The 19,512-nt window shown below is 44.7% G+C and carries 22 protein-coding genes; 6 read left to right on the top strand and 16 right to left on the bottom strand.

Annotation, left to right across the window (positions count from 1 at the left end):
• The first annotated feature begins 124 nt into the window (after window positions 1-124).
• Entirely contained in the window at window positions 125-1,555 is a 1,431-nt protein-coding gene (sthA, locus tag GZK95_RS14010) for a Si-specific NAD(P)(+) transhydrogenase (protein ID WP_075713253.1), read from the top strand.
• A 52-nt stretch (window positions 1,556-1,607) separates the two neighbouring features.
• Here sthA and GZK95_RS14015 read toward each other — a convergent pair whose 3' ends face one another.
• From GZK95_RS14015 to GZK95_RS14025, 3 genes are all read right to left on the bottom strand, one after another.
• A complete protein-coding gene (locus GZK95_RS14015; protein ID WP_075708868.1) occupies window positions 1,608-2,420 on the bottom strand; it encodes a class I SAM-dependent methyltransferase in 813 nt (270 codons plus the stop codon).
• Window positions 2,421-2,516: 96 nt separating this feature from the next.
• Window positions 2,517-3,140 carry a transcriptional repressor LexA gene (gene lexA, locus GZK95_RS14020; RefSeq protein ID WP_075708867.1) on the bottom strand — a complete coding sequence of 208 codons (624 nt, stop codon included), beginning with the start codon at window positions 3,138-3,140 and terminating at the stop codon, window positions 2,517-2,519.
• A gap of 85 nt (window positions 3,141-3,225) precedes the next feature.
• Entirely contained in the window at window positions 3,226-3,588 is a 363-nt protein-coding gene (locus GZK95_RS14025) for a diacylglycerol kinase (RefSeq protein WP_075708866.1), read from the bottom strand.
• A 195-nt stretch (window positions 3,589-3,783) separates the two neighbouring features.
• Here GZK95_RS14025 and plsB point away from each other — a divergent pair, with 195 nt between their 5' ends.
• On the top strand, window positions 3,784-6,240 hold the full coding sequence (gene plsB / locus GZK95_RS14030) for a glycerol-3-phosphate 1-O-acyltransferase PlsB (protein WP_151148778.1): 2,457 nt from the start codon (window positions 3,784-3,786) through the stop codon (window positions 6,238-6,240).
• 73 nt (window positions 6,241-6,313) lie between these two features.
• Here the strand turns inward: plsB and ubiA are convergent, their stop codons facing one another.
• The gene (gene ubiA, locus GZK95_RS14035) at window positions 6,314-7,168 is read right to left on the bottom strand and encodes a 4-hydroxybenzoate octaprenyltransferase (protein WP_075715436.1); all 855 of its coding nucleotides are present in this window, start codon (window positions 7,166-7,168) and stop codon (window positions 6,314-6,316) included.
• Window positions 7,169-7,708 carry a chorismate lyase gene (locus tag GZK95_RS14040; protein WP_075715435.1) on the bottom strand — a complete coding sequence of 180 codons (540 nt, stop codon included), beginning with the start codon at window positions 7,706-7,708 and terminating at the stop codon, window positions 7,169-7,171.
• 161 nt (window positions 7,709-7,869) lie between these two features.
• Between GZK95_RS14040 and GZK95_RS14045 the strand changes: the two genes are divergently transcribed.
• The gene (locus GZK95_RS14045; protein WP_075708862.1) at window positions 7,870-8,280 is read left to right on the top strand and encodes a flagellar basal body-associated protein FliL; all 411 of its coding nucleotides are present in this window, start codon (window positions 7,870-7,872) and stop codon (window positions 8,278-8,280) included.
• A gap of 43 nt (window positions 8,281-8,323) precedes the next feature.
• On the opposite strand, the gene glpG is transcribed toward GZK95_RS14045, so the two are convergent.
• From glpG to ftsY, 6 genes are all read right to left on the bottom strand, one after another.
• Window positions 8,324-9,145, bottom strand: a complete 822-nt coding sequence (glpG, locus tag GZK95_RS14050; RefSeq protein ID WP_075715434.1) for a rhomboid family intramembrane serine protease GlpG — start codon at window positions 9,143-9,145, stop codon at window positions 8,324-8,326.
• A 9-nt stretch (window positions 9,146-9,154) separates the two neighbouring features.
• A complete protein-coding gene (glpE, locus tag GZK95_RS14055) occupies window positions 9,155-9,475 on the bottom strand; it encodes a thiosulfate sulfurtransferase GlpE (protein ID WP_075708860.1) in 321 nt (106 codons plus the stop codon).
• Between the two features lie 390 nt (window positions 9,476-9,865).
• Window positions 9,866-10,723: an RNA polymerase sigma factor RpoH gene (gene rpoH, locus GZK95_RS14060; RefSeq protein WP_075715433.1), complete on the bottom strand. Its 858-nt coding sequence runs from the start codon at window positions 10,721-10,723 to the stop codon at window positions 9,866-9,868.
• A gap of 195 nt (window positions 10,724-10,918) precedes the next feature.
• Window positions 10,919-11,881 (bottom strand): permease-like cell division protein FtsX, encoded by a 963-nt coding sequence (ftsX, locus tag GZK95_RS14065; RefSeq protein WP_075715432.1) that lies wholly within the window; start codon window positions 11,879-11,881, stop codon window positions 10,919-10,921.
• On the bottom strand, window positions 11,868-12,545 hold the full coding sequence (ftsE, locus tag GZK95_RS14070; protein ID WP_075715431.1) for a cell division ATP-binding protein FtsE: 678 nt from the start codon (window positions 12,543-12,545) through the stop codon (window positions 11,868-11,870). Before ftsE ends, ftsX begins: the two co-directional genes overlap by 14 nt.
• A gap of 23 nt (window positions 12,546-12,568) precedes the next feature.
• A complete protein-coding gene (ftsY, locus tag GZK95_RS14075; RefSeq protein ID WP_161987213.1) occupies window positions 12,569-13,813 on the bottom strand; it encodes a signal recognition particle-docking protein FtsY in 1,245 nt (414 codons plus the stop codon).
• A gap of 209 nt (window positions 13,814-14,022) precedes the next feature.
• Here ftsY and rsmD point away from each other — a divergent pair, with 209 nt between their 5' ends.
• Window positions 14,023-14,622 (top strand): 16S rRNA (guanine(966)-N(2))-methyltransferase RsmD, encoded by a 600-nt coding sequence (rsmD, locus tag GZK95_RS14080; RefSeq protein WP_075708855.1) that lies wholly within the window; start codon window positions 14,023-14,025, stop codon window positions 14,620-14,622.
• Window positions 14,623-14,631: 9 nt separating this feature from the next.
• On the top strand, window positions 14,632-14,898 hold the full coding sequence (locus tag GZK95_RS14085) for a DUF1145 domain-containing protein (protein WP_075708854.1): 267 nt from the start codon (window positions 14,632-14,634) through the stop codon (window positions 14,896-14,898).
• A gap of 49 nt (window positions 14,899-14,947) precedes the next feature.
• On the opposite strand, the gene GZK95_RS14090 is transcribed toward GZK95_RS14085, so the two are convergent.
• The 4 genes from GZK95_RS14090 to GZK95_RS14105 all read right to left on the bottom strand — a co-directional run bounded on the left by GZK95_RS14090 (window position 14,948) and on the right by GZK95_RS14105 (window position 17,875).
• Complete coding sequence (locus GZK95_RS14090; RefSeq protein ID WP_075708853.1) at window positions 14,948-15,535, bottom strand: YhgN family NAAT transporter; 588 nt, start codon at window positions 15,533-15,535, stop codon at window positions 14,948-14,950.
• A gap of 94 nt (window positions 15,536-15,629) precedes the next feature.
• On the bottom strand, window positions 15,630-15,863 hold the full coding sequence (locus GZK95_RS14095; protein WP_075708852.1) for a YecH family metal-binding protein: 234 nt from the start codon (window positions 15,861-15,863) through the stop codon (window positions 15,630-15,632).
• 67 nt (window positions 15,864-15,930) lie between these two features.
• On the bottom strand, window positions 15,931-16,554 hold the full coding sequence (locus GZK95_RS14100; protein WP_075715429.1) for a lysoplasmalogenase: 624 nt from the start codon (window positions 16,552-16,554) through the stop codon (window positions 15,931-15,933).
• A 955-nt stretch (window positions 16,555-17,509) separates the two neighbouring features.
• Window positions 17,510-17,875: a DUF4145 domain-containing protein gene (locus GZK95_RS14105; RefSeq protein WP_075708850.1), complete on the bottom strand. Its 366-nt coding sequence runs from the start codon at window positions 17,873-17,875 to the stop codon at window positions 17,510-17,512.
• A 253-nt stretch (window positions 17,876-18,128) separates the two neighbouring features.
• Between GZK95_RS14105 and GZK95_RS14110 the strand changes: the two genes are divergently transcribed.
• Entirely contained in the window at window positions 18,129-18,461 is a 333-nt protein-coding gene (locus GZK95_RS14110) for a DUF2500 domain-containing protein (RefSeq protein WP_075708849.1), read from the top strand.
• Window positions 18,462-18,466: 5 nt separating this feature from the next.
• Here GZK95_RS14110 and GZK95_RS14115 read toward each other — a convergent pair whose 3' ends face one another.
• Entirely contained in the window at window positions 18,467-19,480 is a 1,014-nt protein-coding gene (locus tag GZK95_RS14115) for an acyltransferase (protein ID WP_075715428.1), read from the bottom strand.
• Between the last annotated feature and the right edge of the window lie 32 nt (window positions 19,481-19,512).

A 19,512-nucleotide genomic window follows, 5' to 3' on the forward strand; every position in this document is an offset into this window, starting at 1 on the left:
TCAAATTAGAGATCTCACACAGAGATCATGACGCAAATTTTACTCGCTTGGCGTGATCACATCGACTCTATAGTGTGACAAATATTTACCAAAACTCAGAAATCGTTAAAATCACGCTAAAGCAATGTTACAACAGTATAACAAGGAATCAGTTATGGCCGTAAGCAATCATTTTGATGTCATTGTCGTAGGAAGTGGCCCTGGCGGCGAAGGGGCAGCGATGGGCTTAACAAAAGCTGGTCTTAACGTCGCTATCATCGAGAAAGAGAGTAGCGTTGGTGGGGGTTGTACCCACTGGGGTACCATCCCATCTAAAGCACTTCGCCATGCAGTTAGTCGTATCATTGAATTTAATAACAACCCGCTCTTTTGCAAAAACAACACTAGCCTGCATTCCACTTTCTCCAACATTCTTAGCCATGCAAAAACCGTTATCGATAAACAGACCCGATTACGCCAAGGCTTTTATGACCGTAACGAATGCACCTTAATCTTTGGCTCTGCCCGATTTACCGATCATAACAGTGTCGCTGTTTTGCAAAGTGACGGCAGTGAAGAACATTACACGGCAGATAAGTTTGTCATCGCAACAGGCTCAAGACCATACCAGCCAGAAAATGTCGACTTCAACCACGAGCGTATTTATGACAGTGACTCAATTCTTAGTCTAAAGCATGATCCTCGCCATATTATTATTTATGGTGCAGGCGTGATTGGCTGTGAGTATGCCTCAATCTTCCGCGGACTTGGGGTGAAGACCGATCTGATTAACACTCGCGATCGTCTGCTTAGTTTCCTTGATAATGAAGTGTCCGACGCTCTCTCCTATCACTTTTGGAATAGTGGCGTCGTGATTCGCAATGATGAAACCTACGAACAAATTGAAGGGACTGAAGATGGTGTTATTGTTCATCTTCAATCAGGCAAGAAAATGAAGGCTGATTGTATTCTTTACGCCAACGGACGCACGGGGAATACAGAAAAACTCAACTTGTCGGCCATTGGGTTGCATGCAGATTCTCGCGGGCAACTTAAAGTAAACAGTAATTATCAAACCGATGTTGAACACGTCTACGCTGTGGGTGATGTGATTGGTTACCCCAGTCTCGCCAGTGCCGCTTATGATCAAGGCCGCTTTGTGGCTCAAGCCATCACCAAAGGACAGGCTGACAACTATTTGATTGAAGATATTCCAACAGGGATTTATACCATTCCAGAAATCAGTTCTGTAGGAAAGACCGAACAAGAGCTCACCGCAAGTAAAGTGCCTTACGAAGTGGGCCGCTCTTCATTCAAGCATTTAGCTCGAGCACAGATCGCAGGTAAAGATATTGGTAGCTTAAAAATACTCTTCCATCGAGAAACGAAAGAAATTCTTGGAATTCATTGTTTTGGAGAGCGAGCGGCAGAAATCATCCATATCGGTCAAGCGATTATGGAGCAAAAGGGTGAAGCCAATACCATCGAATATTTTGTCAACACAACCTTTAACTATCCAACCATGGCAGAGGCATATCGTGTCGCGGCACTGAATGGTCTAAACCGTTTATTTTAATGAAAAGTCAGCTAAGCTTGTGTTTCCTCACGGCTTAGCTGGTCTCTTAGCACTACCAGCGCAACAATACAACCACAGGTGTAAAGCGATGTTTGGCAGACGCTAACTTGGTTAGCCATCTTTGCCACCACTTCCAACGCCGACACTGTTTGTCTAGTGGCGAGAAAGTTCGAACTCTTCTCAGCCAAGGTAAATATTGAGTCATTGCATCTTTCGCCGACTCATATCCATGCGCATACTCCCCCGACCCCATCTTTTGCCCTAACTTAGATTGACTCAAGTCCCCAGCCAGAACCAAACAGGCTCTTGCATCATCAAAATGACGACCTAACGTTTGAACAAAGCTCGCCACTTGAGCATTTGCCATATCAAGCAATGCATGTTCACACACGATCATAACAGGAGCGTTTTCAGGGATGCTGATCTCATCAAGCCACGAAAGATCGATCACGCTACCGCAATGATGGTGGTAACGCTCACTGTTGTGAAAAAGCTTTTGCCGCCAGAGTAAGTTCTCTGTGACATCTAGCTCTATCCAATGGCACAAACCATTATCGATGCGATAAAAACGTGTATCGAGTCCCGCACCGACGTTGATGATCCAACCATCTGGATTATGTTTAAGGAAGGTATTAACTTGGTCATCACACAATTGGGTTAGTGTGGCGTGCAGGAGTTGCTTCTGGTCGATATCACCAGCAAAGCATTCAGGGGCAAGTTTGCAGCGATGGCATGCATTGGCCGCAATCGGATCGTAAACTAGCCCATCATCAGCAAGGCTCTCTCTGCTACGAAACCAAAGAGGTTGCAGCAAATTCGCGGGGATCTGATAACGAGTTTTGGGGGAACGTTGCGGGCTAGCCATTATCATCTTCCTTGTTGAGTGACAGGAAGATGATAATAAATCTCAACTAGAAAAACAAGTTAATGATAACACTTCTCATTAGCTTATTTGCAGTAATTACATCCAATCTGTATTACGAATAATACCCACCGCGATCCCTTCAATAGCAAGGTGCTGGCTGGTTAAATCGACTTTAATTGGCTCAAATTCTTGGTTTTCTGCATGCAATAACACCGTCGAACCCTTGCGCTCTAAACGCTTAACCGTCACGTCATCATCAACACGTGCCACGACGACTTGTCCATCACGGACATCTTGCGTTTTGTGCACTGCCAACAAGTCGCCATCCATGATACCAATATCTTTCATCGACTCGCCGTTAACTCGCAATAAAAAGTCAGCTTGTGGTCTAAACATGCTTGGATCAACTTGGTAATGAGCTTCTACATGCTCTTGCGCCAAAATAGGCTCACCAGCAGCGACTTGACCAATTAATGGAAGACCCTGATCGTCATTGGCTGCGTCATCCGTTAGCAAAATACGGATACCTCGTGATGCACCAGGAATAATCTCGATCGCTTGTTTACGAGCGAGTGCTTTAAGGTGTTCTTCTGCGGCATTCGCCGAGCGAAAACCGAGTTCTTTAGCAATTTCGGCACGCGTTGGTGGCATGCCTGTCTCATCAATCTTACTTTTGATTAAATCAAAAACTTGTTGCTGGCGGGGCGTTAACGGCTTCATAAGTCACCTGTCTTTTTATACAGTTAACTGTGAGTATATCCAGTAAGTGAACAAATGAAAAGCGAATTGATGATTTTTTAATGGGTTAGAAAAAGAGGATAGCTAGCCACGTATAACCCGTTAAAAGCATTGCGAGCATTACCGCAGCGGACCCTATATCTTTTGCTCGCCCGGAAAGTTCATGATGCTCCGAGCCAATACGGTCAACCACCGCTTCAATCGCGCTATTAATCAATTCGATGATCAAAACCAGAACCACGGTTCCCACAAGAAGAATGCGCTCTACCTGAGTCACATCAAGCCACAGAGCGACGGGTAGCATGATAAAGGTAAGCAGCACCTCTTCACGGAACGCCGCTTCATTTTTAAACGCTGCAACTAGGCCTTGCCATGAATAACGTGTTGCATTGAACACTCGTTTGAAACCATGGGACGATTTACTTTTCACTTTAATCTCTCATTGGATACTGCAATCTCAGTTACTCATCACCAAGACTGCTGCTTTTACATTCAATAATAATTCAAAGGTTCGACCAGTTTCTGGTATCCTTGCTGCCTAAAAAAATCGCTTGGGCATATTTCGAGTTCTAGACTAAAAAGAACTGGAAATATGCTTATCATCTATTTGAGGCAAAGAACCTTTATGTCTTCTGGACGTTCACTATCACGCTCCCTACTGAAGCTACCGCTATCGGCACTAGTAAAGGGAACGGCTATACCTTCAAATCCGATTGAAGATCATAGCATTGATATTAACAAGCCCATTGTTTATGCACTCCCTTACCGCTCTGCGGTTGACTTGTTGACGCTGCAAAAACAAGTCAAATCTCTAGGTTTGCCTGACCCGCTACAGCCTCTCGAAATTAACGGTAAGAGTTTTAATCGCTACGTCTTTATCTCATCGCGTGAAACCGTGTTGAGCAACGATAATGATGTGCCCGCCGAGTCTATCGCGCTATTTTCTGAGTTACTAGCACTACATAAAGAAGATACTGAGCTCGATGTTCAAGTTATCCCGGTCACCGTACTTTGGGGACGTAAGCCAGGAAAAGAGGGCAAACATACCTCTTATCTACAATCTCTAAATGGCCCGCAAAAAGCCAAGGCCGTGCTCATCTCGGGTCGAGATTGCCTAGTGCGAATTAGCCCTGTGGTCTCTCTACGTTATATGGCTAACTCTCATGGCACTGATGCCTCGATTGCTCATAAGCTGGCGCGTGTGGCTCGCATTCACTTCTCACGCCAGAAACTTGCGGCATCAGGCCCTAACCTACCAAGCCGCCAAGCACTCTTTAAGCGCCTAATGAAATCCAAGGCGATTGAAAAAGCGATTGAAGATGAAGCGAATGCCAAAGGCATTTCATTGGATAAAGTTCGCAAAGAAGCGCACGATATGATGGATGAGATTGCCGCAGACTTCTCCTATTCGCTGGTGCGCAGCGGTGACCGAATCCTAGGTTGGTTGTGGAATCGAATTTACCAAGGACTCAACATCAATAATGCTGCGACGGTTCGCCGTTTAGCACAAGATGGGCACGAGATTGTTTATGTTCCTTGCCATCGCAGCCATATGGACTATTTGCTGCTCTCTTATGTTTTGTATCATGAGGGCATGGTTCCACCACACATTGCTGCGGGCATTAATCTTAATTTCTTCCCAGCAGGTCCAATCTTCCGTCGCGGCGGGGCGTTCTTCATTCGCCGCAGCTTTAAAGGCAACCGTCTTTATTCCACTATCTTCCGCGAATACTTAGCTGAACTCTTTGCCAAAGGTTACTCTGTCGAGTACTTCAGTGAAGGGGGCCGTTCACGCACAGGTCGCTTATTACAAGCTAAAACCGGCATGCTGGCGATGACGGTGCAGGCGATGCTTCGCGGCCTTAACCGCCCAGTGACACTTGTCCCCGTTTACATTGGCTATGAACATGTCATGGAAGTCGGCACTTACGCCAAAGAGTTGCGCGGCAGTCGTAAAGAGAAAGAGAACGCAGGCTTGGTACTGCGCACAATTCGCAAACTGCGTAACTTCGGTCAAGGCTACGTTAACTTTGGCGAACCTATTCCAGTGAACCAATACCTGAATGAACATGCTCCGGAATGGACCAAGGACATTGATCCGATGGGCGGTTCAAAACCACAATGGCTAACGCCAGTGGTCAATGGGTTAGCCACTAAGATGATGACGCATATTAATGATGCCGCAGCGGCCAACGCACTGACTCTGTGTGCAACCGCACTACTGGCGTCTCGTCAGCGAGCGCTGTCTCGTGACAGTCTTGTCCAGCAAATTGAATGCTACCTGTCCATTTTGAAAAATGTACCTTACTCCGCAACTTGCACTGTGCCCAATGAAGATGCAGAAGCGCTAGTTCAACATGCGGAATCTCTCGACAAGTTCGTTATCGAAAGTGACACGATGGGTGAAATAGTCTCTCTCGATCGTAACCAGTCTATTTTGATGACCTACTACCGCAACAACATCATCCATCTGTTTGCGATTCCAGCTTTGATCGCACAAATGTTGGTTCGCCGCCAGAAGCTGTCGATGGCGCAGATAAAAGCCAATGTTGCCATGGTTTATCCATTCCTTAAGCAAGAGCTATTCTTAAGCATTGAAGAGACGCAACTTGACCAAGTTGTGGAAGCCTATGTGACTGAACTGGCAAACCAAGGACTGTTGAGCATCAATGACGAGATGGTTGAGATTAAGCAAAACAACACGCTAGTGCTAGTGTTGCTTGGCCGAACTATTTCAGAAACCCTGCAGCGTTATGCCATCGCTCTCAACCTACTGGTCGCGATGCCAGAACTAGATAAGTCGGAGCTCGAAACCAAGAGCCAAGATATTGCTCAGCGTTTAGGTCGCTTGCATGGTATTAATGCTCCTGAGTTTTTTGACAAAGGCGTTTTTGCCGCTATGTTCACTACGCTGAAAGAACAGACCTATCTCAATGCCGAGGGAGACTGTGATATTGAGAAGACTCGTCAATTTGCCGAGCTGCTCTACACCATGCTTTATCCTGAAGTTCGCTTAACGATTCGCGAAAGTGTTTGCCAAGCGGCAGAGCTCAACGAGATAAGTGCTCTAGAACAAGAGTAATCGCGATAACCTCGACACAACAAAAACAAAAAAGGGCATCCATGATGCCCTTTTTTATATGCGATAACGTCAGCTACCAGAATGCCACCAGCAAGCCAACCGTCACAACCATTCCCACATAGTTGTTATTTAAAAACGCTTGAAAACAGAGCTCGCGCTGACGATGGCGGATAAGGTGTTGTTGAAAAACAAACAGAGCCCCAACCACCAAAACACTCCAGTAGAAACTTGCGCCCAACGAGTGCCACATCCCTAACCCAATTAACATCAACAACGTCGTTAGCTGCAGAGCACCGATGATCATTTTGTCAAAGCGACCAAACAAAATTGCGGTCGACTTGATCCCGATTTTTAAGTCATCATCACGATCAACCATTGCATATTGCGTGTCATAAGCAATGGTCCACAACGCATTCATCACAAATAGAAACCACACCATCGGCGGCAATTCGTTCGCTTGTGCAGCCCAAGCCATTGGAATCGCCCAACTAAATGCTAACCCTAAAAACAGTTGCGGTAAGTGGGTGTAGCGCTTCATAAAGGGATAAATAAATGCGAGAAAGATACCGACAAACGAGAGCTTGATAGTTAAAGGGTTCATCGTTAGTACCAGCACAAACGACAATATTGCCAGCACCAAAAAGAGTGTGACAGCCTCTCGGCTACTCACTAACCCCGAAGGCAGAGGACGATGCTGCGTTCGCTTAACGTGACCGTCCACTTTACGATCCGCAAAATCATTAATCACACAGCCAGCCGCGCGCATCAATATAACGCCAACAACAAAAACCAATAAGACATTTAAGCTCGGAATGCCTTGTGCGGCGATGATTAAGGCCCACATAGTTGGCCATAACAACAACAAGGTGCCAATTGGCTTATCCATACGCATTAATTGCCAATAAGCTCGTGCTTTAGTGGCAGTCATTTATGCTTTCTCCTTGGAATAGATAGGGGCGCTGGGTAAGAATAACTCAGCCACCAGCATAGGTTTGTGATTCATCCATAATCTTGAGCGTCTCGCCAAGCAGAGGCCATTAGGTGTTTTAGCCCACCCCACTTGTAACGCATCACGCTTAACGTTGTTGCTACTGAACACCGTTAATCCGAGGGGAATTTCACCTTGATGCATCAGATCATGCGGTTGATCCGTTAACGATGATTGGGGGATCAATGTTCGACCAAGCACCCAGGCTTCACCATCGCCATTCAGGACTACTTTTCGTAACAAGCACTGCTCATCTGCCAATAAACTCAACTCATCGTGATCAAGTTGCGTTGCAGCGACAATGTCATTATGAAAGAGATCGACCTTCAATTGCTGACAATAAGTCTCTAATAAACGTGACAAAGACCCTTGTTCTTGCAACCATTCCCTAGCAATTTCAGTAGGAAAGTTAAACTTTTCAGGCTGTTGCCATTCCACTTCGCGCAGTGAAGACAAATAAAGCGCAATCATTTGATTCATACAGTATTCAATCAGTCGCTCTATCGCGTACAATAAAGCTACAATTTATGGGCGAATCGCCAATCCAGCCATTCACCATGATTCCTTACAAATAGATGCTCTATTGTAACAAGACTCCATCGATTCGAATATCGTGATTAGAAGAAAGAAAAGTTAGAAATATGTTTAAACGTTACCTAGCCCAAATATTTGCAGTTTTCACTCTAATTATCGCTGCGCCAAGTATGGCCAACGAAGATGCGAGTACCCCTCAGTTGGCATACTTTACGCTAGAGCCAGACCTAACGACGAACTTTTACACCAAAGGCGATAAGCTCGGCTATATTCAAGTGCGAATCGACATTATGGTCGCCAACCAAACTGATTTGCCAATTGTCGAAAAACACCAACCTCTAATTCGTGATGCCGTGATTGAGATGTTAGGCAAACAGAGTGAAGAGACAATCAAGTCTTTAGCCGGACGCGAGGATCTGCGTAAAAGTTTGGTCGAGCAAATCAACGCCATTCTGCTACCAGAGGTGGGCAAAACCGTTGTTGCTGATTTGCTGTTTACCAAATATCTCTATCAGTAGTGACTCGTAGATAGATAAAAAGCGGCTAAAGCCGCTTTTTTTGTTATTTGCGAGTGTCCCACAACCCTATCGCGACACCAGATAGCAGGCCGACAAGGTGGGCAGTGTTAGCGATGGCCATAAACGGTTGGACAAAACCCAGAACTAGCCACACTAGCATAAAACCAAGGATCGGTTTAGGCATCACCAAGCCTTTATTAGGCGCTCGGTAACCGAGCATCCAGATGTAACCAACTAAGGCATACACCACTCCGGATAGTCCACCAAAGTTAGCCCCTTCAACCCAGTATTGCCCAAAGCCAGACAACGCTGCAGAGACAAGAAACACCTGAAGCAACTTTCCGCTACCTAGGCGCAGTTCGATATCACCGCCAAGTTGCCACCACCACAGTAAGTTAAAAGCAATATGCATCACTGAAAAATGCAACAACGCATGACTAACCCAGCGCCATATTTGCCACTCTTGTCCCGCATAAGCAGGAAAATGCAGTACATCGAAGACAGGTTGCCCAGCACCAAATTGCTGCAAGGCAAAAATCACCAAACATGTCGCCATAATCAACAGGCTAAATGGGCCTGCTTTTGATTTGATCATCGACATCATACTTGGCGAGTGGTAACGAAAATGATTCGATCTTGTTTCAGCCATGTCCCAAGATGCCGCTTGATACTTAGCATGATTAGGGTTATCCAGAAACATCTTCAACTCGGCTTCAGTTTCCACTTGGTGTTGTGAATCAACAAGCCACAAAGCAAACTGACCGCCACCTTCAGGCATCATCTTAATGTCCACTTGGCGCGATGCCATATAGTCAATAAATGCCTGCGCCATTCTCGGCTGATTAAGCGTTATCAGTTTGATCATAAGTACTACCTAATTTGATTCCACGGGTAAGTTAGCTCGCTGCCACGCCTCAAAGCCACCATCAACACTATACACCTGCTCAAAGCCCTGGTTAACCAAATACTGGGCAGCACCTTGACTACTGATACCGTGATAACACATCACCAAAACAGGCTCCTCGAATTCGGCTTGCTGCATGAACTGAATGATAGTGTCGTTCGTTAGGTGGAACGCATTCGCAGCATGAGCCACGGCAAAAGATTGCGGATCTCTAATATCCAGCATGTGAGCTTGACTGTGCTCCATCAGGCTTAATGCCCCTTGCACATCGATATGTTGAAACTGGTCCATTGACTTTCTCTATTCTCTTTTTGTTATAGCAGGCATTGTAACCTATCCAGTGCTCAACAAGTACACGATAACCATAAGGTTATCCACTTACGATCACTTCTTCACCATTTGTGGATAACACTGTGGATTACGTTGATAAAGTGTTTTTTCTATTTTCGATCCACTAGATGTTGTGATGATCCTTATTTTTATGTGAGTAAATCAAACTATATCCCCAATTAAAATCGGCCTCTAAAGCCTTTATTCACCCTGCTTTCTGACACCTAACCAAGAAATTTTTCACAGAGTTACCCACAGGGCGTTGAGCAAAATTAGATCACCTCTACCGATCAGGCATAAAAAAACCGAGATCATTTGATCTCGGTTTTTATCATTCTATCTAAGCTGAGATTACATCTCGCCGACGGCCATCTTGAGCTTCTTCATCGCATTCTTCTCTAACTGACGAATACGCTCTGCTGAGACACCATATTTTTCAGCTAAGTCTTGCAGGGTTGCTTTATCATCCGTCAACCAGCGTGAACGGACAATATGTTGGCTGCGCTCATCAAGACTTGCTAATGCAAGGCTTAGGCGATTATTGGTGTGCGCCTCCCAGTTTGCCGCTTCAACGTTTTCAGCGACATCTGACGATTTATCTTCAAGATAGAGCATTGGTGCAGTGCTCACTGAACCATTGTCATCATCATCAGCCGTAAATTCAAAGGTCGCATCTTGCGCTGCAAGGCGGGATTCCATCTCTCGCACTTCTGCTGGCTCTACGCCAAGTTCGCGAGCAACAGTCTCAACTTCACCATTATTGAACCAACCTAAACGCTTTTTGGACTTTCTTAAGTTAAAGAACAGCTTACGTTGCGCTTTGGTTGTTGCCACTTTCACAATACGCCAGTTACGCAGGACGTACTCGTGAATTTCAGCTTTGATCCAGTGTACTGCGAACGAAACTAATCGAACGCCAACTTCTGGATTAAAGCGTTTAACAGCCTTCATCAGACCGATGTTACCTTCTTGAATCAGGTCAGCCATCGGCAAACCATAACCTGAGTAGCCACGGGCCACATGCACAACGAAACGCAAATGCGAAAGGATCAAGCCTTTAGCGGCTTCGATCTCGCCGTCGTAGTGTAAACGCTCAGCTAATTGACGTTCTTCATCAGCTGTTAGCATTGGGTAGCCATTCACTGAGCGAATGTAGCTATCTAGGCTATCTTGTGAAACTACAGCTATAGAATACGCTTGGTTAGTCATTCAGGTCCTCATCAAACTATGATCTGGAGTAGTGTTTTTAGCCCATCAATACTGAACCCAAAATGAACAGGTTTCAAGCAATCAAAGCTAAAATAGTTGAAACAAAAGTTTTAACTAATGTTGCAATAAAGGAAAAAGTATACGGTAGCGTATACTTTTTTCAAGTCATATAGTGATAAAAATTTAATCACTTGATTATACGGGCTCAATTTCATTGAGATGACGCTGAGCGGATACTTTCGCAGCTAGACAGCCAAGGAAAGTGCCCAACATCAACAGCAGCAAAGTCTCATCCCAACTGAGGCCGATCAATCGGAAGCGGCTATCATACAGAAGCGCTAATTGTTCAACACTGCTATTCAACAGAACTGTGATTAATGCTGTAAGAATCCACGCCGATAGCGCACCGAGTAAACCAAACCACATACCGGAATAGAGGTATGGACGCAAAATAAAGCTATCTGTCGCACCAATAAGCTTCATGGTTTGGATTTCATGCTTGTTCGCTTGAACATTAAAGCGCAAGGTATTCCCCACGATTAAGAACACTGACCCCAACATCAAAACTGACAAGGTAACCACAATCCCCGTAACGAGATTCTTAATCGCATCTAAGCGACTAAACCAATCTTCATCCATTCGTACATCGGTGATTTCTTCTTCTGCACCTAAACGTTTGGCTAATGCTTTGACCGCTTGCTTGTCCTCGGTGGCAGGGGTAATCACCAAAACCCCTGGCAATGAATAATCTTCCAACAACGAGAGCGCTTGATCAAACCCAGAGTACTGGCTCAAGTCGGCCAGTCCCTGCTGTGGTGAAATATACTCGACCTTCGACACCTCGACTAAATTTTCCAGCTCATCTTTAAGCACCATAATACGAGGCTCAGGCGTTTGCTCTTTTATATAAGCACTCACATGAGATGGCCCGGCGACATTCGTCGTCGCGACCGCAACGTTTTTCCCTAATAAATAGAGACTGGCTGGCAATGTCAGTGCCATAGAAATCACTGCCAAGGTGAGGATATTCCCAAGAGGGCGAGACCATAAGTTAAGAAACGAGGCTTTGGCCTGTTTAAAATGGATAGAAAAATAACTGTCACGTTGCACGCGATCGCTCTTTTTCGCCGCTTTATTGTTGCGTTTATTCGCGGCCATAGTCTTCTACCTCACTTAAGAAACCCTGATTTAACTCTAGGTGACGATACTGCGGGCGCGAGTTCACTAAAGTCACATCGTGCGTTGCAAGTAAAATGGTTACCCCCGCACGGTTAAACTCCTCTAGCAACCGCAGCACGCGTGATGATAACTCTTGGTCAAGGTTACCGGTTGGCTCATCCGCCAAGAGTAAAGTTGGGCGGTTTACAACGGCACGAGCAATTCCCACACGCTGTTGCTCACCTCCCGACAGTTGACTCGGCAAACAACGTGCCTTATCCAACAACCCTGTTTTATCCAGTGCGGCAGAAACACGACGCTTAATTTCATTCTCTGAAATCGATTCTATACGCATCGGCAAAGCCACATTGTCATACACAGAGCGATCCATCAAAAGACGATGGTCTTGAAAAACAATGCCAATATTACGTCTTAATAAGGGGATATCTTTATTAGGAATACGAGTGATGTCGTGTCCGTTAAAGCTAATTTTGCCATCGGTAGGGCGCTCTATCGCACATATCAACTTGAGCAAGGTACTTTTACCTGCCCCTGAGTGCCCCCCCAAAAAAGCCATTTCACCACGACGAAGATGAAAATCGACTTTTTGTAGCGCCTGTCGGCCACCTCGATAAGCTTTGCTTACTTGCTGAAACTTAATCACCCGTCATTCCTCTTACTTACCGATTAATCTTCTCGGCTAAACAGTGCGTCAATAAACTCTTGCGTTTCAAATGGGCGCAAATCATCAATTCCTTCGCCCACGCCGATAAAGCGGATAGGAATCTGGAACTGATCAGCCAAAGCAAAAATTACACCACCTTTCGCAGTGCCGTCCAACTTCGTCAGCGTGATACCGGTAATTGGTGCAACATCACTAAACAGTTTGGCTTGGCTAATCGCATTCTGACCTGTACCAGCATCAAGCGTCAGCATCACTTCATGAGGTGCAGAACCATCAATTTTCTGCATAACACGTACGATTTTGCGCAGCTCTTCCATTAAGTTGGCTTTATTTTGCAAGCGACCTGCCGTATCAGCAATCACCACATCAAAACCACGCGCTTTGGCCGCTTCGATAGCATCGTAGATCACTGATGCACTATCAGCACCCGTATGTTGGGCGATCACCGGCACGTCATTACGTTCCCCCCACACTTGCAACTGCTCAACAGCAGCAGCGCGGAAAGTATCACCAGCAGCCAACATCACCTTCTTACCTTGCGACTGGAACTGTTTGGCGAGTTTACCGATTGTGGTTGTCTTACCTACTCCATTCACCCCGACCATCAAGATGACATAAGGAGTCTTGCTAGAATCGACTTCTAAAGGTTGCTCGACATTAGACAGGATTTCTGCCATTTCTTCTTTCAATAGTCCGTATAGCGCTTCACCATCTTTTAAGTCAGAACGGGAGGCTTTTTCGGTCAAGTTTTCGATGATCTTAAGCGTTGTATCCATACCGACATCGGCAATCAAAAGCTGTTCTTCCAGCTCTTCAAATAGATCATCATCGATCTGTTTATCTTTAAACAGACCGAAGAAGCCCGCACCAATATTGGCTTTCGTGCGTGCAAGGCTGCGCTTTAGACGAGCGAAGAAGCTCTCCGTTGGCTTTTCTTGCTCTTGAACACGAGGCTCAACCGGTTCAACAGGCGCTTCTGTTTCTGTTTCTGTTTCTGTTTCTGTTTCTGTTTCTGTTTCTGTTTCTGTTTCTGTTTCTGTTTCTGTTTCTGTTTCTGTTTCTGTTTCTGTTTCTGTTTCTAAAGTGTGTTTTTCTTGTTCAGGTTCGGCAACGGTTTCTTCTTGCTCTTGCACCACTTCTGGTTGAGTTTCTTCAACTACCTGCTGCTCTTGTTCAGGTTGCTTCGCTTGGTCATCGTCACCAAAACCAAGCCATGAGAGCAATCCGCGCTTCTTTTTTTCCGTCATCTGGGGATATCCTAGATTGTCTTAATTAAGTCTGGCTCTTTTTCACTACGCTAATACAAAATGAAAAAGAAAATGACAACAGAGTGAAAAGTTACCCCTCTCGAGGCGATTTAAGGTTACACTTTGTCATCAATGAAATTTGGCTGTACTCAGAGCGTAAACGCTGAGCGACTGGGTATAGTATCACTTTATTAGCGGTCAAAAAATCTATGGTAAGACGTCGCCAGCAAAACACATCACAAAAAAAACCTTCCTCAGGCTCTGTCCGGATTATTAGCGGTTTATGGCGAGGACGCAAACTCCCCGTGCATGATGCAGAAGGACTGCGACCAACCACTGATCGAGTGAAAGAAACTGTCTTTAACTGGCTAGCACAAGATGTGCCTCAAGCGAAATGTCTTGACCTGTTTGCTGGTTCTGGAGGCTTAGGGTTTGAAGCGGCGTCACGTCAGGCTGAAATGGTCACGATGATCGAGCTCAACCCTGCCGCCTTCAAGCAGATCGAGCAGAATATTGCCGCTCTAAAGGCGAGCAATATCGTCGCAAACAACCGTGACGCCCTGCAGTATCTCGCTCAACCTGGAACACCTCATCATGTCGTTTTTATCGACCCACCATTTCGTAAAGGGTTGCTCGACGAAACCGTGACTCTACTTGAGCAAAATGGTTGGCTAGCTGAAGATGCGATGATTTATATTGAAACCGAAAAAGAACTGGCGATTGAAAGTATTCCACAAAGTTGGCACCTGCACCGCGAAAAAACGGCTGGTCAGGTCAGCTTCCGTCTCTACCATCGACAGTCAGCATAAGGATTGCAAATGAAAATACTGATTACGTTAGCAAAAGCCGGTATTGGCTTTGTTTGGCTGGTGCTACTACTGAACATTTTTATGCCCTTTCCAGGTAAGGCGGCCATTGCCCTCTATATTTTGACGGCATTCTTGTTCTTTATGCACTGTATCCAAATGTTGATCTTTATTGGCGCGTTTGGTGACAAGATTGAAATGACACGTTGGGAAAAGTGGTCAATTCTTGTTTTTGGTATTTTTGCGCTGCTCGACATCCGTCGTAAGCATATGATGTAACATCAAAAAAAACGCCGCTAAAATTAAGCGGCGTTTTTATTTGGTGTTTCTACATGCCCATATAACTTTTCATGCCATCAAGAAACATCTGTGTAGAGATCATCACCAAGAGTAATCCCATCAAGCGCTCAACGGCTTTAAGACCTCGTTCACCAAGTAGACGGTGAAGCACGCCTGAAAACATAAGAATCACAAATGTCGCCCCCCAAGCGAGCACCACCGCACCGGATAACTCGATTAAGTTGTTCGGGTTCTGACTTGATAACAGCAACAACGCCGCAATCACAGAAGGTCCCGCCAGCATTGGGATTGCCATAGGTACAATGAAAGGTTCTTCGCCTGCCGCTAGGCCAGTCACACTGCCTGCAGCAGGGAATATCATTTTTATCGCGATAATGAAAAGGATAATCCCACCCGAAATACTCAATGTTTCAGGTTGAACGTGCAAGAACGCCATGATGCTTTTGCCAGCGAACAAAAACAGCAACAGAATTGCTAGGGCGAAAAAGAGTTCTCTTATCAGTACGATACGACGTCGTTTAGGCTCTAGGTGCTTTAAGATTGATAACACAATCGGTAAGTTACCGAGCGGATCCATTATCAAGAACAGCAAAGTCGCCGCAGAAAGAATATCCATTAATTACCTCCAAGACTTTGCGGCGAAGTATAACCCTATCTCGAAGATAATGCCCAATTTGTAAAACAGACTGAGCTTTACAAGCCTGCCTTTACTAGTGGCTGCAAACTCGCTCTTGATTCACCGCCCACAGCTCACCTTGCTGCGTGATCTTTTGACGTTCAATAAAGAAGCTCAACAACTGATCAAAGTTAAAACCTGATAGCTTACACGTACGAAACTGAGCATCTGCACCAAACTCATCAATTACAGCTTGGCGTAACACCTCTTCACTCATCGGCTTTTCACGCAGTAGGTTTAACACTTTGTGAGCATGAATTTCACTCATATGAATAACTCCTGTGGATTCGAAACCTAGACAGGATAGATGAGAAAGCAACAATCTTTCTTTGATATCAAATAATGAAGGAAGCGGTTATCAAGCAATGAGCCAGCAGATAAGAGCCAGAAATCAAGTAACGCCCCAGCGGTAAGGAGTGACGATAATCGTGGATAGCTAACAATGCGGCAGAAGTGGTCAAAGATAGGCTACCAACAAACGCTAACAGAGCGGCTTGACTATGCTGTAATAGCCACAACTCTCCTGTCACCCAGTTCAACTGCAGTAGCACCATCCCCATGATGACAACTGGAAAGATAAGTCGGTCGATTTTAGGTAACAGCAAAAAAAACGCGACAATTCCCATCGCCAATAGCATCGCGGCCAACCACCAGACAACCTCTCCAGAAAGCTGCAACCAAAATGATGTGCTATAGCAAAGCTGCGCAGCAATAAAACCCGCAAAACAGACCCGTTTAGCGCGTTTTGTTATGTAGAGGCCATCGGCAAACATGGAGATCACCAACCCGAGTGAGACCCACCACTCCAACTGCCCAACTAAACTCTGTTGGCTCCAAAGCATGACTAACAAGAGAAACAGTGAGAAGCAGGAAAAGAAAATTGCTTGTTTAGGTTGGTTGTTTTCACAGGCAGAGCTGGTAATAAACCCTGATAGTGCGACAGCTAGCCAGCTCCACATATGAGTACCTCTATAACTTCGAGTGGTCAGTTTAGGTTCGAGCGATAAATTGTCTATACACAGAACAGAAAACTTGGATCTTGGTTGTGATTCGTTGCCCAAATCCTCTCCACCCTCTCAAAACCAACAGTTGTGGGTTTTTACTGCTTTATTTTCCCTTAGCCTTCCTAAATGCGCTAACGCGCCTTTTCACCACTAAACATGATAAGAAATGATCAAAAATGAATAAAAACAACATAAAAACGCCATCAATTGCATTTAAATACAATAGTTTATGTTTTGATTTTGATCGTACCTAGCTTTAGCCACCAAAGAAAAAACCAACAAAATCTAAATTTTTGCCCACAGAATCACATTTGGCTCTCAGCGGATGAGAATAATTGTCACCAAGGCACATTGCCAACACTAAAAACACCGACAAACAGACAAAAATCAAATACAGAAAAACGAAAACCCCAAAAGTAGATATAAATCAATAGAACACTTATTGAACTACTTTTAATTACTTACATTACAACAAGTTACATAAAGATCCACTCTGAAATTAAAAAATCACTTGTGTAAAAATACAACAATCAAAAAACTAATCACGGCGATTAAAGGGCATAATCGAGACCATTAATTTGTTTTTTAAGGATGGTTTACGTAATTTCCTTGATCAAACCTTTGAAAATCTGCTATTCTGTAAAACATAGAATAAAACATCAGATAAAAGGAGCAGAGTTATGATTACTTCTTCACAAAAACAAGGACTTGTAATGATCGCAGTCATCGTTGGTTTAATGACTCTGCCGATGATGTACTAGTCATATTCAAATAAATAAAAAGGGACACCATTGGTGTCCCTTTTTGCTTTATGCCTCAATATTAAACAATCCACGCTTAATTTTCGAACATGGTTCTAATTTTTCAGCAAGTTATAAAACTCACTTTTTCTATCACTTCACTGCAATCACTAGAAATGCTTTGATAAAACATCCCAATGTGCGTAATAAAACAGCATTGCTGCTAAAGTAATCAACGTCATTAAAGAGATTGCGACACGCCAAATAAAGCGACTGCTTCGAGGGGTCAGCTCTTTTTCACACTCGTCACAGACCGAGAGAAACTCTCGTCGGTTCTCTAACTCATAATCGTACTCATGCACCACTTTATTGCGGATAGTCGCGATATAACGCAATTTACCAACAATATTATGTGGCAGCCGCTCTTCACAACTAGTGATCAACTGATGGAGGCCTTTTCCATCAGCATGGTATTGAGTTCGTAACAAGTGTTCGATTTTACGAGTGCGAGTAATTACGCTATCGATATCAGACATAATTTCTCTCCCTGTATTGGTACTACAGTCTTCATCCCGATGGTCATTCTAACTTATCAAATTTTAAAGCTAATCATACAAATGAAATCTCTCAATATGAGTAGATTAACGAGATAATCACCAATAGCTTGTGATGTAGATCGAAGATCTATTTTCTACTTGAGCAATATGTGCTTCATCTCTCAGAGCATAGTCAACATCAGCTCGAAAAAATAGCTAGAATGCTTGCTTACGTTTTTTGGGGGAGAAACTGATGCCTATTTCAATATTTTTCGCCATTGCTTTGTTATGTCTCTTAGCCGGGTGGGTTTTTATTAATTTCTATCGCCGCCATATGCAAGGTGAAGATGCACCCGAACAGTCGGTTGATGTCATCGTATTAGACAAGCAAGCCATCGAAACAGAGAACACCCGCCCCGGTGAGGAAGATCAAGAATATTGGATCTATGTTCAGCGCGGCAGAGTGGGCCCTAAGCGAGAGTTCCAAGTCGGTATTCATTACTTTCATGCACTCAACCCTGGCGATAAAGGAACCTTAACCTACCAAGGCGACAAGTTCCTCCACTTCGCAATCAAACGCCCTTAGAGTTATTAAGGCAACAACCAAGACGTCTTATTGCTGCGCGCTAGCAAACAACTCAATGCTAGCGCCCCACCGCCACTTAACACGATCCAAAGGGGAATGACCCATATAGGGTGCCCCTGATGCCATCCAAATGCTTTCATCGGCCACAAGAAGATAGGATGCAGTAGATAGATACCCAAACTATGTTGGCTGATTAATGCCACAAGGGTATGCGCACGAGGCGACAGATAGTCACTCACATAACGGCAAACAACAAACACCATGCTCGCGGCAACCACAACGTTGAGTGTTTTGTATGATAACCAACGCCCAACCGTATATTTACCCGCATCAACACTATGGCTGATAACCATGAACACGGTAATCAACAGTGCGACTACACCCAACCACATCAAGGTGATCACTGAAAGGCGATTTATAGGGAGCTTTTGATATAACAGATAGCCAAGAGGTAAGTAACCACTGTAGAGCCAAAGTTGTGCATTCCATGGGCCATTGATGCCCATCAAGAAGAGTGCCGTGGTAATTAGCCATAGAGTAACGAAAACATATAAAGCCGCGTCATTCTCTTGTTTCACTACCCACTGGAAGAATGGGATAACAAAATAAAGTGGAATAAAGTAGTAGAAAAAACCGAGATGGTAATACGTCGCGTGATTTGGACTTTGTAATAGCACTTCTTTCGCGGTTTGGCTTTCAAACCCTTGCGCTGTCCACCCCGATAAATAGGCATAGAATAGTGACCAAACTAAAAACGGTATCATTACCTTCCCTAGCCGTCGTTTAACGTAATAGCCCAGCTCGAAATCGCGTTTATCACTCAGCATTAGCGCGCCAGTAATCAAAATGAACACAGGTACTGCCCAACGGCTAATACTGTTCACGGATACTGCTGTCGCCCATTGGTCAAACGGAATCACGCCCAACTCATGCCGATAAGGCGCCAGCACATGAATGGCGATAACGGCAACCGCGGCGACACAGCGCAGTAAATCAAAAAAACGAACCCGTTCTCTCATACTCAACCAACTAATACCAATAAGTGTATTGA

This window comes from Vibrio panuliri (genome assembly GCF_009938205.1).
Classification (GTDB): Bacteria; Pseudomonadota; Gammaproteobacteria; order Enterobacterales; family Vibrionaceae; genus Vibrio; species Vibrio panuliri.